The sequence below is a fragment of the Allobosea sp. genome (assembly GCF_036675845.1).
Lineage (GTDB): Bacteria > Pseudomonadota > Alphaproteobacteria > Rhizobiales > Beijerinckiaceae > Allobosea.
Window position 1 is genome coordinate 40,030 of the sequence record NZ_JAKFED010000138.1, and the last position, 15,576, is coordinate 55,605.

At 68.4% G+C, this 15,576-nt stretch carries 15 protein-coding genes and 1 tRNA gene; 7 read left to right on the forward strand and 9 right to left on the reverse strand.

Annotated elements, in window-relative coordinates:
• Positions 1-14 precede the first annotated feature (14 nt).
• The 3 genes from pdhA to V6M56_RS14440 form a co-directional block, all read right to left on the reverse strand.
• Positions 15-1,112 (reverse strand): pyruvate dehydrogenase (acetyl-transferring) E1 component subunit alpha, encoded by a 1,098-nt coding sequence (pdhA, locus tag V6M56_RS14430; RefSeq protein ID WP_332684792.1) that lies wholly within the window; start codon positions 1,110-1,112, stop codon positions 15-17.
• A gap of 174 nt (positions 1,113-1,286) precedes the next feature.
• Entirely contained in the window at positions 1,287-1,598 is a 312-nt protein-coding gene (locus V6M56_RS14435; protein WP_332684793.1) for an FtsB family cell division protein, read from the reverse strand.
• Positions 1,599-1,632: 34 nt separating this feature from the next.
• On the reverse strand, positions 1,633-2,727 hold the full coding sequence (locus V6M56_RS14440; protein WP_332684794.1) for a hypothetical protein: 1,095 nt from the start codon (positions 2,725-2,727) through the stop codon (positions 1,633-1,635).
• A gap of 198 nt (positions 2,728-2,925) precedes the next feature.
• On the opposite strand from V6M56_RS14440, the gene V6M56_RS14445 reads away from it, so the two are divergent.
• A tRNA-Lys gene (locus V6M56_RS14445) sits at positions 2,926-3,000 on the forward strand.
• Between the two features lie 265 nt (positions 3,001-3,265).
• On the opposite strand, the gene V6M56_RS14450 is transcribed toward V6M56_RS14445, so the two are convergent.
• The 3 genes from V6M56_RS14450 to V6M56_RS14460 form a co-directional block, all read right to left on the reverse strand.
• Positions 3,266-3,811: a general stress protein gene (locus tag V6M56_RS14450; RefSeq protein WP_332684795.1), complete on the reverse strand. Its 546-nt coding sequence runs from the start codon at positions 3,809-3,811 to the stop codon at positions 3,266-3,268.
• A gap of 41 nt (positions 3,812-3,852) precedes the next feature.
• Positions 3,853-4,152 (reverse strand): PepSY domain-containing protein, encoded by a 300-nt coding sequence (locus V6M56_RS14455; RefSeq protein ID WP_332684796.1) that lies wholly within the window; start codon positions 4,150-4,152, stop codon positions 3,853-3,855.
• 621 nt (positions 4,153-4,773) lie between these two features.
• A complete protein-coding gene (locus V6M56_RS14460) occupies positions 4,774-5,046 on the reverse strand; it encodes a hypothetical protein (protein WP_332684797.1) in 273 nt (90 codons plus the stop codon).
• 195 nt (positions 5,047-5,241) lie between these two features.
• Between V6M56_RS14460 and V6M56_RS14465 the strand changes: the two genes are divergently transcribed.
• On the forward strand, positions 5,242-5,811 hold the full coding sequence (locus V6M56_RS14465; RefSeq protein WP_332684799.1) for a PRC-barrel domain-containing protein: 570 nt from the start codon (positions 5,242-5,244) through the stop codon (positions 5,809-5,811).
• 61 nt (positions 5,812-5,872) lie between these two features.
• Here the strand turns inward: V6M56_RS14465 and V6M56_RS14470 are convergent, their stop codons facing one another.
• Complete coding sequence (locus V6M56_RS14470) at positions 5,873-7,390, reverse strand: NAD(P)H-hydrate dehydratase (RefSeq protein WP_332684800.1); 1,518 nt, start codon at positions 7,388-7,390, stop codon at positions 5,873-5,875.
• 280 nt (positions 7,391-7,670) lie between these two features.
• Between V6M56_RS14470 and V6M56_RS14475 the strand changes: the two genes are divergently transcribed.
• The 3 genes from V6M56_RS14475 (at position 7,671) to V6M56_RS14485 (ending at position 10,665) form a co-directional block, all read left to right on the forward strand.
• Entirely contained in the window at positions 7,671-8,009 is a 339-nt protein-coding gene (locus V6M56_RS14475) for a P-II family nitrogen regulator (RefSeq protein WP_057192756.1), read from the forward strand.
• A gap of 93 nt (positions 8,010-8,102) precedes the next feature.
• Entirely contained in the window at positions 8,103-9,512 is a 1,410-nt protein-coding gene (gene glnA / locus V6M56_RS14480; protein ID WP_332684805.1) for a type I glutamate--ammonia ligase, read from the forward strand.
• Between the two features lie 193 nt (positions 9,513-9,705).
• On the forward strand, positions 9,706-10,665 hold the full coding sequence (locus V6M56_RS14485) for an FkbM family methyltransferase (RefSeq protein ID WP_332684806.1): 960 nt from the start codon (positions 9,706-9,708) through the stop codon (positions 10,663-10,665).
• Here V6M56_RS14485 and V6M56_RS14490 read toward each other — a convergent pair.
• Entirely contained in the window at positions 10,647-11,882 is a 1,236-nt protein-coding gene (locus V6M56_RS14490) for a glycosyltransferase family 4 protein (RefSeq protein WP_332684807.1), read from the reverse strand. The genes V6M56_RS14485 and V6M56_RS14490 overlap by 19 nt on opposite strands.
• Positions 11,883-11,939: 57 nt before the next feature.
• Positions 11,940-12,140, reverse strand: coding sequence for a hypothetical protein (locus tag V6M56_RS14495; protein WP_332684808.1), 201 nt, complete (start codon positions 12,138-12,140; stop codon positions 11,940-11,942).
• Between the two features lie 299 nt (positions 12,141-12,439).
• On the opposite strand from V6M56_RS14495, the gene parE reads away from it, so the two are divergent.
• Both parE and V6M56_RS14505 read left to right on the forward strand, forming a co-directional pair.
• Positions 12,440-14,503: a DNA topoisomerase IV subunit B gene (gene parE / locus V6M56_RS14500; protein ID WP_332684809.1), complete on the forward strand. Its 2,064-nt coding sequence runs from the start codon at positions 12,440-12,442 to the stop codon at positions 14,501-14,503.
• A gap of 210 nt (positions 14,504-14,713) precedes the next feature.
• Positions 14,714-15,576, forward strand: an 863-nt coding sequence (locus tag V6M56_RS14505) for a LysR family transcriptional regulator (protein ID WP_332684810.1), incomplete at its 3' end; no start/stop codon positions are given.

Sequence of the window (15,576 nt, forward strand, 5' to 3'; positions counted from 1 at the left end):
AGCGCAGCGCCGGCTCAGGCCCGCGCCGCCTCCAAGGTGATGTCGGTCCAGAGCTCGGAGACGTCCGGCTCGGGATCATGCGTCGCGAACTCGGCCGCGTCGTTGACGATCTCGCGGACCTTGGCGTCGATCGCCTTGAGCTCGTCCTCGCCGATCTTGTGCTCGCGCGTCAGGCGGCCGCGCACCTGCTCGATCGGGTCGTGTTCCTCGCGCATGCGCTGGACCTCGTCCTTCGAGCGGTACTTCGCCGGATCGGACATCGAATGGCCGCGATAGCGATAGGTCTGCATCTCGAGGATATAGGGGCCCTTGCCGGAGCGGGCGTGGTCGATGGCGCGCTGGCCGGCGGCGCGCACGGCGCGCACATCCATGCCGTCGACCTGCTCGCCGGGAATGCCGAAGGAGACGCCGCGGCGCGAGAAATCGGTCTGCGCCGAGGCCCGGTTGACCGAGGTGCCCATGGCGTAGCGGTTGTTCTCGATCACGAACACGACCGGCAGCTTCCACAGCTCGGCCATGTTGAAGCTCTCATAGACCTGGCCCTGATTGGCGGCGCCGTCGCCGAAATAGGCCATCGATACCCGCCCGTCCTGGCGATACCAGTTGGCGAAGCCAAGCCCGGCGCCGAGGGAGACCTGGGCGCCGACGATGCCGTGGCCGCCATAGAAGTTCTTCTCGCGGCTGAACATGTGCATCGAGCCGCCCTTGCCGCGCGAATAGCCGCCGCGCCGCCCGGTCAGTTCCGCCATCACGCCGCGCGATTCCATGCCGCAGGCGAGCATGTGGCCGTGGTCGCGATAGCCGGTGATGACCTGGTCGCCCTCCTTCGAGGCCATCTGCATGCCGATCACCACGGCTTCCTGGCCGATATAGAGATGGCAGAAGCCGCCGATCAGCCCCATGCCGTACATCTGGCCGGCCTTCTCCTCGAAACGCCGGATCAGCAGCATCTCGCGATAAGCGTGCAACTCCTCGGCCTTGTCGAAGACCGGAATGTTGGAGATCGCCTTGCCGTCGCCCCTGGCCGAACCCTTTGCCGCGGTCTTCGCCGGATTCTTTCCGGCTGCCTTGGCAGGAGCGCCTGCCTTCGTCTTACGCGCGGCGATGGCCATATGCGATCCTCCAAAGCTCAACTGCTTCGGTTGTAGAGGAACGCAAAAGCCTTGGCGAGATGGATATCTCGCACTGCAACATGACCCAAGATACTGAGGTTACTCAGCTATCTTGAATTAACTGAATGTCAGTTAATCAATCTTTTTGCGACTAATGGAGGGGGTTGAGCCGGCTCAGCGCCCCATCACCACGACATCGTTGCGGTGGACGCGGCCGAGGCTGGCGCGGGCGCGCTCCTCGAGAAGATCACGGTCGACGGCCTGATCGCGCATCAGGCTGAGCCGCTTTTCCCAGCCCTGCCTCTCGCCGCTCAGCTCGGCGATTTCGGTTTCCAGCTCGCCGAGCTTTTCGCGCAGGCCGCCCAGCGTCTCGAGGCCCCTGGCGCCGTGATGGGCGTGAAAAAGGAAATAGCCGACGACGCCGCTCGACACGAGGTAGAGCGCGAGCGTGATCAGGATGGAGCGGACGCCACGACGAATGACCATGCCGGGACGCTAGAACGGCTTGGTGAATGCCGCGTTAACGAGCGGGTCTCGTCACATGCAGCGCGGCGTCGGCAGGTGCGGCGTCGGAAGGCGCGGCACCGCCCTTGCCGAGCGCGATCAGGTCGGCCTCGATCCGCCTGGCGGTCGGCAGGCGGTAATGCGCCGGATCCCAGTAATTCGCATCGTCGCGGGTCAGGGGCGAGGCATGGGCATAGTCGGCGACGACGGCGCCATGCCGCGCCGCGATCGCGCGGATCTGCGCCTTGCAGGCCAGCTCGCGCTGCCAGGCCGCGGTGCCCTCGCGCGGCATCGCGCCGGCATGGACCGGCGGCAGGACGAGGATGCGCCGCGTATCGGCCGGAAAGGCCGACAGCGCCTGGTCGAGCCAGGCCAGCGCCGGAAAGCGCCAGGCGACCCGCTGCTCCGGCGTGACCATTTCCGGCGGCGTCAGCGGCGCAAGCTCGGGCGCCTTGCCGGCATGGTTCCGGTAGAGGTGGAAGCGAGCGCGGGCGAGATCATAGCTCGCCTCGGGCGGCGTGAAGACCTCGTAGCCGTCACCGCGGATTCGCGGCGGCACCAGGCCGAGCCGATGCGCGGCGAGACGGACGGCGATCTCGAGGGTGGTGAAATTGAGCTGCTTTGCCCAATCGTTCCAGCCGACATCGTCGTAGAGCCAGGGCGGGAACGGCCGCGGCGTCAGCCGGCGCTCTTCCTGCGTCGCGTCGGCCTCGCACCAGAGCAGGTCGATGCCCCAGATCACCAGCTTCGGCGCTGCGACCTTGCGCGCGAACAGCGCGGCCACCTGCACCTGCTCCCATGGCGTCGCGGCGTTCATGCCGAGATTGACGAAGCGCGCCTGCAGGCCCTGCGACAGGATCGCGGGATCGAGCAGCCGCAGGGTCGAGGTGCCCAAGATCGCGGAATCGAAAGCGCCGGAGCGCACCAGCTGCGGGTACATGAAGCGCTGGTTGAGATCCATCAGCGGCCGGGCCGACTGCCCCGCCTGCACGCGTGCGCCATAGGGGTCGAGCAGGGCGATGAAGCCGAACAGGACCGCGACCAGCCCGAGCGCCGTCAGTCCGAACGCCTTCGTCCAGCCGCGCCAGCGGCGGATCGTCTCGCTCGCCATCGGTTCAGGCGAGCCCGGACCGAAGCCGCCGCGACGGCGCGCCGAAGACTGCGTCGACGGTCCTGTTCGGCATCGGGCGTGGCTGGCGAGACATGGCGGGCGGCGACATCGGGAACCTCCGCGGCGCTTCTGCCATGACGAAGCGCTGCGAACAATGTTGACCGGGGCGCCGGGCCTGCCTATTCAGCGCGCCAGTGAGGGCGGGTAGCTCAGTGGTAGAGCACGTGACTTTTAATCATGTGGTCGAGGGTTCGATCCCCTCCCCGCTCACCACGGCCAGGTCTTTGGCCTGACTTTCGCGTCGGAATCGGGCCACAGGGCCTACGGGGCGATGTCCGCCGCAGGATTCGGTGGACCCATCGAAGGGCATGGATTCGCCTTCCGCGCATAGTCAGCCCTGCCGGATGACCTTCGCCAAAGCTGCGGACCAGCGCTTCCCGCATCGTCGTGAAAAGGCCGGGCCCCCTGAGGGAACCCGGCCGATGCAGAGGTCGTCGGCTTGGCGGGCCTGACTAGCGGCGCCCGCTGGCGGCGTGGGTCACACGCCGGGGCGATAGGGCGGCGCCTGCTCGTCGAAGCGCGACCATCCTTCCTGCTCATAGGCCGAGCGGCGATCGCTCATGTCGATCGGCACGGCGCCGTCCATGATGGCCTCGACCGCCGCCACCTGGCTGTCGCTGGCGCGAACCGAGACGACGGAGCCGCCGCGGCGCACCGTTTCGGCGTAATAGTGGGCGTCGCGCTCGTCGACACCAGCGCTGGTCATCGCGCCGACGATACCGCCGGCCGCTCCGCCCGCAACGGCACCTGCCGCGGTGGAAGCCAGCCAGCCTGCGGCGACGACGGGGCCAACTCCCGGAATGGCGATCATTCCGAGACCGGCGAGCAGCCCGGCAGCGCCGCCGAGGGCCGCCCCGATGCCGGCCCCCTCGCCGGCATTGCTGTCCCGATCGGGATCGACAACGGCCTCGTCGCGCCCGACGAGGCTGATATCGGCGCTAGCGACGCCGGAAGCCTCCAATTGCTCGACGACGCTGCGGGCCGTGGCATAGGTTTCATAGGAACGGGTGATGGTCTGGGTCATGATCGTCCTCTCTCTAGCTGTCGTGACGCGGCGATGCCGGCTCAGTTGCGGGTGATGTTGCCGCGATAATCGACCGAGACATTGACCTGCGCTCCGGCATGGGTCGCGCTGCCCTTCCAGACGCCGTTGTCGTCCTTCTTGAGCGCACCGACATTGCTGTAGCCATTGGCTTCAAGACGGCTCTTGGCCTGCCCTTCGGTGAAGCTGTTGGCACCCGGCAACGGCGCATTGGCGTCGGCCGGGGCAGTCGGCGCCGGCTTGGGCGAAGTCGTCGACGTCTGGGCCATGGCGCCGACGGAGATGAGGGCGCAGAAGGCCGACGTGAGAAGCGCACGTTTCATCGAGTATTCTCCTTTGAATGGGACCGCGAGGCGGTTGCCCATTCCAACGGCACCAGGCGCAAGTTGTTCCGAAGGAAGGAAGATCGGCGAACGCGGAAGCACCCGGCGGGTAATGCGCTGGACGGACTCCCGGTCGCATGCATGATCGGTGCGGGAAACGGGACGGCCAAACCGAGGAGCAGGCAATGCAACGTCGATCTTTCATCATGGGGCTCTTGGCGGTCGCCGCCGGCGGCACTGGAACGTTGGCCGCGCTCGAGGCCGCGGCTGCGCCGGCCGCCCAGGGAATTGTCCCCCTGCTTCCGGGCGCCGCGGCCGAGGCTGGAGACATGGCGGCACCCGACGGAACGCCGATCGAGGCTGCACGGCACCTCCATCCGACGCACTGGCATCACCGCCATCGGCGGCACCGCCACCATCGCCGCCGCGTTCACCGCCGCCGTGTCTGCCGCGTGCATATCGACCGGCGCGGACGCCGGGTGCGCCGCTGCCACTGGGTCTGGGGCTGACGCAAGGCCCGCGCCACGGCGCCCTTTTCCGGACCGGGCGATGCGCTGAATCGCCCGGCCGTGCCCGATAGAAGGCTCATCCTCGCTGGAGCGTCCGGCAGGCGGGTCGGCTTCAGCCCAGTCGCCTGACGACGCCGCCTTGCGGCCGCCGGCGCGGCGCGTGCCGCCATGCCGCGCCTGGATCGAGATCGATCGCCCTCCGGCCGAAGAACACGGGTGCCTCCGCGAACCCGTCGAGTTCCCAGCAGCGCCAGCGTCGATAATCCGCTTCGTTCGCGACCTCTGAACAGGCCATCAGTTGCGAGCGCGGCCAGAATGCCCCGGCGGGCGCCGCCGCGAGGCCCCCCAGGGCGGCGAGGATGATGACCATGGCCTTCGTGCTCATCCGACCGTCCTCGGGACCGATTGCGGCGCGCCGCATCCAATCCTGCCAGCAAACCGCGCGAGGCCTTACGGAATCCTGAAAGGACGCCCCCACCTGCCATTCCTCAGGGGCAGTTGCGCGACGCGGCGTGAACAAAATGCCGTTACGGGCGTTGTTCGGATATCCCGCCCCGTGCGGAGACCGGATAGGAGAAAGATGATGTACAAGCGTCACGTTGCACTGACGGCGATTGGCGGCGTCATGCTTGCCGCGGCTGCTGTCGCCCAGACCACGTCCCCGAGTACCCCGCCGAGCCCGCAACCGAGCGCGCCCGCCACCACGGCGCCGGCCACAACGGCTCCGGCCGCGCCGGCCCCTGCGGCGCAGGACGCCAAGGCGCCTGAAAACAACCTGGCTGGCCAGGGCAAATGGCGTGCCTCGAAGTTGATGGGTGTCGATATCTACGGCCCCGACAACAAGAAGGTCGGTGACGTTACCGAGGTCGTCTTCGACAAGACCGGCAAGGTCGAGCTTGTCACCGTCGGCGTCGGCGGCTTCCTCGGCATCGGCTCGAAGGATGTCGCGATTCCCTTCGACCAGGTGACCTGGAGTGACCAGCCGATGGCCGCGGCCGCTCCGGCCCCGTCCGGCGGGACGGCGGGTGGCGCGATGAGCCAGCCGGCGACCACCCCGCGGGCACCGGAGATGTATCCGGATCACGGCAAGATCAACATGAGCAAGGAGCAGCTCACCAGCGCTCCCGCCGTGACCTACGCCGCCCGCTGAGGCCGGCGACGACAATCTGATCGGCCCGCTTCCGCAAGGAGGCGGGCCGTTCTCGTTGCTCTCAAGCCGGGATCTGCGCCCGCGCGCCGGGCAACGCCTCCGGCAGGTCGTCCGCGATCAGGCCGAAGCCCAGTTCCTCGCCAGCCTTGCCATGCAGCCAGACGGCGGCGCAGGCCGCCTCGAAAGCCGGCATGCCCTGTGCCAGCAGCCCGGCGACGACGCCCCCCAGGACATCGCCCGAGCCCGCCGTCGCCAGCGCGGCCGACCCCGTCGCGTTGATCGCGGCGCGTCCGTCCGGCGCCGCGATCACGCTGTCGGCCCCTTTCAGCACGACCACCGCACCGGTCGACGAAGCCGCAGCCCGCGCGCGGGCAAGCCGCGACAGGCCGGGCGCGAAGCCGGCTTCTGCGCCGAACAGGCGCTGGAATTCGCCTTCATGCGGTGTCAGCACGGTGGGCGCGCCGCGCCGGCCGACGAAATCCGCCAGCAGCACCGAGCGTCCGGCCAGATGCGTCAGCGCATCGGCATCGAGCACCAGCGGAGCATCCGAGCGCAGGGCCGCCATCACGATTGCCCGCGCCGTCGCGTCGAGGCCGAGCGCCGGCCCGGCCAGCAGAGCCGCCGCCTTCTTGGTCGCGAGCACCGCCTCGAAGGCCACGGCATCCGCAGCCGCGACCTGCATCAGCGCATCCGGCCCGCGCGCCGCATGGGCCGCCAGCGCTTCCGGCCGGCAGATCACGGTGGCGAGCCCTGCCCCGATCCGCAGCGCCGCCCGCGCTGCCAGCCGCGGCGCGCCGACGCCTGATAGTCCGCCGGCCGCGACGACCACCGCGCCGCGGCGGTATTTATGGGTCTGCGCCGTGTGTTCGGGGAGGTGCGAGCGCCAGAGCGGCGGCTCGTTGCGGAAGGTCGTCGCCACGAGCTTGCCCGGGCCGAACACCATTTCCGGGCTGATCCCGATATCGGCGAGCGTGACGGCGCCGCACAGCGCCTTGCCGGGATGCAGCAGATGGCCGGGCTTCAGCCGGAAGAAGGTGACGGTCTCGTCGGCGCGGATGGCCGGGCCCGCAGCCAAGCCACTGTCGCCGGCCACGCCGCTGGGCACGTCGACGGCCACGACCGGGCTCTCGCTCGCATTGACGCGCTCGACCAGCGCGGCGACCGCGCCCTCGAGCGGCCGGTTGAGCCCCGCCCCGAACAGCGCATCGATGATGACGGCGTAATCCTGCGGCCGGACGCTCTCGATGGGGAGGACCGGCCCCTGCCAGCCGGCAGCCGCTTTGGCGGCATCGCCGGCGAGCTCGGCACGCTCCCCCGCCAGCGCCAGCGAGACCTGGAAGCCGCGCCCCGCGAGCAGGCCGGCCGCGACGAAGCCGTCGCCGCCATTCTTGCCGGGCCCGCACAGCACCAGCACGCGCACGCCGGGGCGCCCGCACCGCGTCACCGCATCGGCCACCGCCCGGCCCGCCCGCTCCATCAGGGTGAAGCCCGCCGTGCCACTGGCGATCGCCGCCGCATCCGCCGCCGCCATCTCGGCCACGCTGAGCAGGACGAGTGAATCTGGCGCGCTTTCGGTCATCGCCGGATCATCCGGGAAGCCGTGCCGGCAGACAAGCGCCGGCCCACAGGCCCTATTGTCTAATCACGCGGCACATGCACAAATTTTAGCCGGTTTTCTGCCGCTTGAACGGGCGCTTTTGCGCCCGCGCCAACATGGCGAGCGGGCCGCGCCGATGCTATGAGCAGAGCAGCCGAGGCTTTGTTCGCGCAGCGCGGTTGATCCCGCCTCGCCATCATGGTGAGAACGGGGCTTGGTACTGCGTATTCGGTAATCCTACGCCACGGAGGCTGGTCGGCGCATGAAGAAGATCGAGGCGATCATCAAACCCTTCAAGCTCGACGAGGTGAAGGAGGCGCTGCAGGAAGTCGGCCTCCAGGGCATCACCGTGCTCGAAGCCAAGGGTTTCGGCCGCCAGAAGGGGCATACGGAGCTCTATCGCGGCGCCGAATACGTCGTCGACTTCCTGCCCAAGGTGAAGATCGAGATCGTGCTCGCCGACGACATGGTCGAACGCGCGATCGAGGCCATCAAGAAGGCCGCCCAGACCGGGCGCATCGGCGATGGCAAGATATTTGTATCGTCGGTCGAGGGGGCGATCCGTATCCGCACCGGCGAGTCCGGCGCGGACGCGATCTGAGATTTTCCCGAAACCCGGCAAGGCGTGCACCGGCGGCCCGGAAGCCGCGGACGACGCCGGTTGAGAGAACTGCAGTCGAGAGGAATGTCGAAAATGAAGAACGCCAAGGATGTCCTGAAGGCCATCAAGGAGAATGACGTCAAATACGTCGACTTCCGCTTTACCGATCCGCGCGGCAAGTGGCAGCACGTGACCTTCGACATCACAATGATCGACGAGGAGATCTTCGCCGAGGGCACGATGTTCGACGGCTCCTCGATCGCCGGCTGGAAGGCGATCAACGAGTCCGACATGCTGCTGATGCCGGACCCGACCACGGCCTGCATCGACCCGTTCTTCTCGGCCTCGACGATGGTCATCACCTGTGACGTGCTCGAGCCGGCCACCGGCGAGCCCTATGGCCGCGACCCGCGCGGCATGGCCAAGAAGGCCGAGGCCTATCTGAAGTCGACCGGCATCGGCGACACCGTCTATGTCGGCCCCGAGGCCGAGTTCTTCGTCTTCGACGACGTCAAGATCGCCGCCGACCCGTACAACACCGGCTTCAAGCTCGACAATGTCGAGCTGCCGATCAACGGCATGACCGAATACGAAGGCGGCAATCTCGGCCACCGCATCGCCACCAAGGGCGGCTATTTCCCCGTCCCGCCGCAGGATTCGGCGCAGGACATGCGCGGCGAGATGCTGGCCGCGATGGCCGCCATGGGCGCCAAGGTCGAGAAGCACCATCACGAGGTCGCCTCGGCCCAGCATGAGCTCGGCCTGAAGTTCGACACGCTGACCCACATGGCCGACCAGATGCAGGTCTACAAGTACTGCATCCACAACGTCGCCCAGAGCTATGGCAAGACGGCGACCTTCATGCCGAAGCCGGTCTATGGCGACAACGGCTCGGGCATGCATGTCCATCAGTCGATCTGGAAGGGCGGCAAGCCGACCATGGCCGGCAACAAATACGCCGACCTTTCGCAGGAGTGCCTCTGGTACATCGGCGGCATCATCAAGCACGCCAAGTCGCTGAACGCCTTCACCAATCCCTCGACCAACTCCTACAAGCGCCTCGTCCCGGGCTATGAGGCTCCGGTGCTGCTCGCCTATTCGGCGCGCAATCGCTCGGCCTCCTGCCGTATCCCGTGGACGACCTCGCCCAAGGCCAAGCGCGTCGAGGTCCGCTTCCCCGATCCGATGGCGAACCCCTATCTCGCCTTCGCCGCCCTGCTGATGGCCGGCCTCGACGGCATCGTGAACAAGATCGATCCCGGCCCGGCGATGGACAAGGATCTCTACGACCTGCCGCCGCGCGAGCTGAAGAAGATCCCGACCGTTTGCGGCTCGCTGCGCGAGGCGCTCGACGCGCTGAAGAAGGACAACGCCTATCTCAAGGCCGGCGGCGTCTTCAACGACGACTTCATCGAGAGCTATATCGAGCTGAAGATGCAGGATGTGGCGCGTTACGAGATGACCCCGCACCCGGTCGAGTTCGCGATGTACTACTCCTACTGAGCCTCAAGGCTCGGTCGGACGACGTTCTCGCGGCTGCGAATTCAGCGGTCCACCAATGAGCCGGGGCGGCGACGCCCTGGTTTTTTTGCGCGCCAGCGCCGGGCTCGAACGGAGCGACTTTCTGCGAGCGCCTTTACCGGCCGGAAAAGTCTTTCAGCTAGCGACGTGCTCCCGTCCTCAGCGGAGTGCCGCCATGGCTGCCCCCAGCACTGCCGACATCGCCATCGACCGCAGCACCGGGCGCCTCATTGCCGGCGACTGGCGCCAGCGCGCGCTTATCGGCGCGCTCGATGCCTATGGCGCGCTCTCGCGGCCATTGATGCAGCGTGGCCTCTACAAGGCCTGCCGGCTGGTCGGCAACGCCGCCTGGACCGGGCGGACGGCCCGGATCGGGCTCGGCCCGGACGCGCAGGTCAGCTTTCCCGCCAGCGATCCTTACTGGAACCGGATGCTGCTGCGCTCCTACGATCACGAGCCGGAAATGGCGCGCTTCCTGCGATTGCTGGTCGACGTCGATTACGGCTTCGTCGATTGCGGCGCCAATATCGGCTACTGGTCGGTCTTCGTCGCCTCGCGCACCGGCGGTGGCAAGCCGGTTCTCGCCATCGAGGCCTCGGCGCCGACCTTCACCCTGCTGGCTGAGAACGTCGCGCCGCATGCCGGCAAGGTCGCGGCCTTCCACCGCGCCATCCTCGACCGCTCGGGCGTCGAGGTCAGCCTGAACGCCGAAGCGCATGAAGCGCGCGGCATCGCGGCCGCCGGCGAAGCTGCTGACGGCGAGAGCGTGACCTCGATTGCGATCGACGACCTGCTCGTGCAGCAGGGCTGGACGGCCCGCCGGCTGGTCGTCAAGCTCGATGTCGAAGGCGTCGAGCGCGAGGCGCTCGCCGGCATGGAGCAGGCCCTGCGCGACGACGCCCTGGTGATCTACGAAGACCACGGCGCCGACGCGACCCACGGCCTGACCCGGCATATTCTCGAGGAACGTGACCTGGCGGCCCATCTCCTGCTCGACGACCGCATCGTCGCGATCGTGGATGCCGGCGAGCTCGACGCGCACAAGCGCGATCGCACCAAGGGCTACAACCTGATCGCGATGAGCAGATCCTCGCAATGGCCTGCGATCATTGCGGATCAGGCGCTGGCGGCCTGATCGCCAGTAACCTGCAGCAGCCCGCGATAGGCCGCGATCGTCCGGCCGACATGGCGTTCGATGGTCAGCGGGTCGGCCCAGTAGCGGCGATAGGCGGCCGCGCCCATGCGCGCCGCGACCTCGTCGTCCTGCATCCGCGCCAGCGCGGCGCTCAGTCCCTCGACATCGCCGCCTTCGACCAGGATGCCGTCGGTCCCATCCTCGATCCAGCTCGCGGGGCCGGTGGTGCGCGCCAGCACGACCGGCACGCCAAGCGAACGAGCCTCGGCGATCACCAGCGGCCCCGGCTCGTACCAGAGCGAAGGCAGCACCAGGCAGCGCGCCTGCGCGATCTCGTCGAAGACGCGCTCGGCCGGCACCCAGCCGCGCACCTCCGCCTGCGGGTTGACCCGGGCGATCTCGGCGGCGAGCGGCCCCTCGCCGACGAAGCGCACCGGCATCCCGGCAGCGCGCGCGGCACGCGCCAGCACATCGCCAGCCTTCTCCTGGGTGAAGCGCCCGAGAAACAGCGCATGCCGGTTGCGCGCGACATCCACCGGTTCGCGCCGCTCCGCCTCCATCATGTTCTCGACCACGACATGACGCGCCGCCTTCGGCAGGAAGGGCTCGGCGAAGCGCCGGGCGAAATCGCTGACATGCAGGAAGAGCGGCGCGTGGAGGCTGCGCATCGCCTCGTCGGAACGCCATTGCCGGGCGATCCGCACCAGCTTGTGGACATAGGATGAGCGGTCGCAATTGGCGGTGACGCAGCCGACCGACATCGGCCTCTGCTGACAGGGCGCGCCGGCCTTGAAGTCGAAATAGCCGCCGACCGGGCAGAACGAGAAATAGTCGTGCATGGTGATGGCGACCGGCAGACCGCTGGCGCCCGCCGCGGCGATCGCAGCGGGGCTGAAGGCCTTGGTCCATTGATGGAGATGCACCAGGGTCTTTCCACGCGGCTGGCGGGCCAGCAGGGCGCTGAGGAATTCGTGCGCGCCGGCGTTCCAGATGCCCTGGCGAGCGGCGGCGAGCTTGCTGCCGACCTGCCAGACCTCCTCGCCCGGATAACGCGCCACCTCGATCAGCGGATGATCGAGCCGGTCGGAGACCGGCGCGATGGCGCAGGCGAAGACGATCTCGACGCCGGCCTCGGCCAACCCCCGTGCGCTCTCGATCGCGACCTTGGCGGCGCCGCCGTTGACGGAACCGAAATCACTGACGATGACTGCACGCATGGCGACCTCCGCAGAGGCCGTTCTAGCGATGAAAGATTGAGGAAGGGCTGACGCGCTTCAGCGCAAGGCGAGGATCACCAGCCCGACCAGGGCGATCGCCGCCGCACCCCACCACAGCCGGCGCAATTGCGCCGATTCGGCTTCGCGGGCGCTGGGAAAGCCGGAGAGCTCCTCATGGGCGAAGGCTTCGCCGGCATGGCGAGCGGCCCGCTCGAGCCTGGCAAGCCTGATCTTCGGCACGATCGTACGCGACGCCACGGCACCCTCCCCTTGAGGAACAGCATAGCCAAACCGCCGTCCAAGCCAAGCCCGCGCCGGATGAAGCGATCATCCGACCAGCATGGTTAACGCCGGCTGAACCGCGCAGGTCCGCTCGACGTTCCCGCAGCTCTTGACATCGGGGGATGACGGCGCGGTGACATTGAGCGGCCTCGGACGCATCCCGCCTTCCGGCCGGCGCGATATCGGTCTATTGCGGGCGGGCGGCGCCCTGCCGGCCCTGTCGGGCCGTGGATGCGCTATGTTTCCATGTTGCGAATCACCTGGGCGCAAAAGCGATGGCAGACGATCTTTTCGGCGACGATGACGGCAAGCTCGCAGGCGTGGAAACGCGCGTGCCCGCCGCCGCGCCGCCGAAGCCGGCGCGAGCCCCTGCCCCGGTCCGCTCCGGCACCTTGTCGGAAGCCGGTTACGACGCCTCGGCGATCGAGGTCCTGGAAGGGCTGGAGCCGGTGCGCCGTCGGCCGGGCATGTATATCGGCGGCACCGACGAACGCGCTTTGCACCATCTCTTCGCCGAGGTGATCGACAATGCCATGGACGAGGCGGTGGCAGGCCACGCCACCTTCATCGATGTCGAGCTGTTCGAGGACGGCTCGCTGGCGGTCACCGATAATGGCCGCGGCATCCCGGTCGATCCGCACCCGAAATTCCCGGGCAAGTCGGCCCTCGAAGTGATCATGACGATCCTGCATGCCGGCGGAAAGTTCGATTCGAAGGCCTATGAGACCTCGGGCGGCCTGCACGGCGTCGGCGTCTCCGTCGTCAACGCGCTCTCCGACCGGCTCGAGGTCGAGGTCGCGCGCGGCCAGGTGCTGTACCGCCAGATCTTCTCGCGCGGCCTGCCGCAGGGACCGCTGGAGACGGTCGGGCGCGTCGCCAACCGGCGCGGCACCCGCGTGCGCTTCCATCCCGACGCGCAGATCTTCGGCGAAGGCGCGCAATTCGTGCCCGCCCGCCTGTTCCGGATGGCGCGCTCGAAGGCCTATCTCTTCGGCGGCGTCGAAATCCGCTGGACCTGCCCGCCATCGCTGCTGAAGCCCGAGGGCGACGTCGCCCCGGAGGCGGTGTTCCGCTTCCCCGGCGGCCTGCGCGACTACCTCGCCGGCGAGATCGAGGGCAAGGACCTGGTCGCCGAGCCGATCTTCGGCGGCAAGATCAGCAAGCAGGGCGGCCATGGCTCGCTCGAATGGGCGGTCGCCTGGCTCGCCACCGGCGAGGACGGCTTCGCCTCCTCATACTGCAACACCATCCCGACGTCCGAGGGCGGCACCCACGAACAGGGCCTGCGCATCGCGCTGCTGCGCGGACTGCGCGACCATGCCGAGCGCATCGGCCAGAGCAAGCGCATGGCCCAGGTCACCTCCGACGACGTCATGGCGACCTGCGCCGCCATGCTCTCGGTCTTCATCCGCGAGCCGGAATTCCAGGGCCAGACCAAGGACAAGCTGGCGACGCTCGAAGCGTCGCGCATCGTCGAGAACGCGATCCGCGACGCCTTCGACCACTGGCTCGCCGCCTCGCCGCAGCAGGCGCTGCGCCTGCTCGACTGGTCGGTCGACCGGGCCGAGGAGCGCCTGCGCCGTCGGCTCGAGAAGGAGGTCTCGCGCAAGACCGCGACGCGCAAGCTGCGCCTGCCCGGCAAGCTCGCCGATTGCAGCAATGCCGGCGCCGCCGGCTCCGAGATCTTCATCGTCGAGGGCGATTCGGCCGGCGGCTCGGCCAAGCAGGCGCGCAACCGCAAGACCCAGGCCATCCTGCCGCTGCGCGGCAAGATCCTCAACGTCGCCAATGCGACGCGCGACAAGCTCAATGCCAACCAGCAGCTCGCCGACCTGATCCTGGCGCTCGGCTGCGGCATCGGCACCCAGTTCCGCGAAGACGACCTGCGCTACGAGAAGGTCATCATCATGACCGACGCCGATGTCGACGGCGCCCATATCGCCTCGCTGCTGGTGACCTTCTTCTGGCGCCAGATGCCGCATTTGATCGAGAAGGGGCATCTGTATCTTTCGGTGCCTCCGCTCTACCGGCTGCGCCATGGCACCAAGTCGGTCTATGCCCGCAATGACGCGCACAAGGCCGAACTGCTGGAGACGGTGTTCAAGGGCAAGAAGCCGGAGATCGGCCGCTTCAAGGGTCTCGGCGAGATGATGCCGGCCGAGCTCAAGGAGACCACCATGGACCCGGCCAAGCGCCTGCTGCTCAAGGTCATGGTCGACCACGAGAACAAGCAGGAGACCTCGGACACGGTCGAGCGCCTGATGGGCAACAAGCCCGAAGCGCGCTTCATCTTCATCCAGGAGCGCGCCGCCTTCGCCGGCGAGCTGATCGACCTGTGAGGCCTGGGCACGGCAGCGCCGGCCGTGCCGGGCTGCCCCCCAATCCTGCCGGGCTGCCGCGAAGCCTGCATGCGGACATGTTGTTCGCATGCAAAACCCTTCGCCTTGTGCCTGTCATGACGCCCCGGAACGCCCCGCCTCCCCGCCTTGCCGCTGGCCGCTGATCGCATGGGGCAGCCTGCTTCCCCTCCATCTCGACGCGATGGCGAGTTGGCAGCCCTGCGCTGGGAGGACATCGAGATCTTCCACGCCGTCGCCACCGCCGGGGCACTGGCCGTGGCGGCGACCGCGCTGGGGCTGAGCGAGACGACCGTCGCAAGGCGGTTGCGGGGCTTCGAAGCCCGGCTCGGCATCCCGCTGTTCCGGCGCGGTGCCAACCGCCTGATCCCGACCGAGATCGGCGCCGCGCTCGCCCAGGACGCCGCTGGAGTCGCTGCCGCCGCAGCCCGCTTCGCCAGCCGGGCGAAAGCGGCCTTGCCATCCGACGACGCACCGGTGCGGATCACCGCGACGACCTCGATCAGCCTGCTCCTCACCATGCACGCGACCAGGCTGTCGGCGGCGGCCGGCGGCGTCGAGATCGTCATCCTCAGCACGCGCGAACGGCTCGACCTGGCGCGCGGCGAGGCGGAGATCGCCATCCGCATGCGCAAGCCGCCGGAGGGGACCGGCTATTTCGGCCAGAAGGTCGGCCGGCTGGTACAGGCGCTCTATGCCCGCTGCGGCGTCGACCCCGCGAGCGCGCCGATCATCTCGGTCAGCCGCGATGTCTCCTCGCGGATCGAGCAGCACATCCTGGCCTGGGCGGCAGGGCGACCGATCGCGGCGCGGGTCGCCGATTCCGCCGCGCGCTATGAGAGCATCCGCTCTTCCGGTGCGGTCTCGATGGCGCCCTGCTTCATCGCCGATGCCGACGAAAGCCTCGTCCGCCTCGAGGAACCGCCGGAGGCGACGGCCGACGAGATCTTCCTCGTCTCGCATGAGATCGCCCGCCAGCGCCCGGCGGTGCTCGCCGTGCTGGCGGCGCTGCGCAAGCTGTTCCGCGAGAACCGGGCGAAGCTCGAAGGGCGGGC

Coding starts and splice junctions, on each gene's coding strand:
- pdhA (WP_332684792.1), bottom strand. CDS start 1,112: ATGGCCATCGCCGCGCGTAAGACGAAGGCAGGCGCTCCTGCCAAGGCA.
- V6M56_RS14435 (WP_332684793.1), bottom strand. CDS start 1,598: ATGGTCATTCGTCGTGGCGTCCGCTCCATCCTGATCACGCTCGCGCTC.
- V6M56_RS14440 (WP_332684794.1), bottom strand. CDS start 2,727: ATGGCGAGCGAGACGATCCGCCGCTGGCGCGGCTGGACGAAGGCGTTC.
- V6M56_RS14450 (WP_332684795.1), bottom strand. CDS start 3,811: ATGACCCAGACCATCACCCGTTCCTATGAAACCTATGCCACGGCCCGC.
- V6M56_RS14455 (WP_332684796.1), bottom strand. CDS start 4,152: ATGAAACGTGCGCTTCTCACGTCGGCCTTCTGCGCCCTCATCTCCGTC.
- V6M56_RS14460 (WP_332684797.1), bottom strand. CDS start 5,046: ATGAGCACGAAGGCCATGGTCATCATCCTCGCCGCCCTGGGGGGCCTC.
- V6M56_RS14465 (WP_332684799.1), top strand. CDS start 5,242: ATGATGTACAAGCGTCACGTTGCACTGACGGCGATTGGCGGCGTCATG.
- V6M56_RS14470 (WP_332684800.1), bottom strand. CDS start 7,390: ATGACCGAAAGCGCGCCAGATTCACTCGTCCTGCTCAGCGTGGCCGAG.
- V6M56_RS14475 (WP_057192756.1), top strand. CDS start 7,671: ATGAAGAAGATCGAGGCGATCATCAAACCCTTCAAGCTCGACGAGGTG.
- glnA (WP_332684805.1), top strand. CDS start 8,103: ATGAAGAACGCCAAGGATGTCCTGAAGGCCATCAAGGAGAATGACGTC.
- V6M56_RS14485 (WP_332684806.1), top strand. CDS start 9,706: ATGGCTGCCCCCAGCACTGCCGACATCGCCATCGACCGCAGCACCGGG.
- V6M56_RS14490 (WP_332684807.1), bottom strand. CDS start 11,882: ATGCGTGCAGTCATCGTCAGTGATTTCGGTTCCGTCAACGGCGGCGCC.
- parE (WP_332684809.1), top strand. CDS start 12,440: ATGGCAGACGATCTTTTCGGCGACGATGACGGCAAGCTCGCAGGCGTG.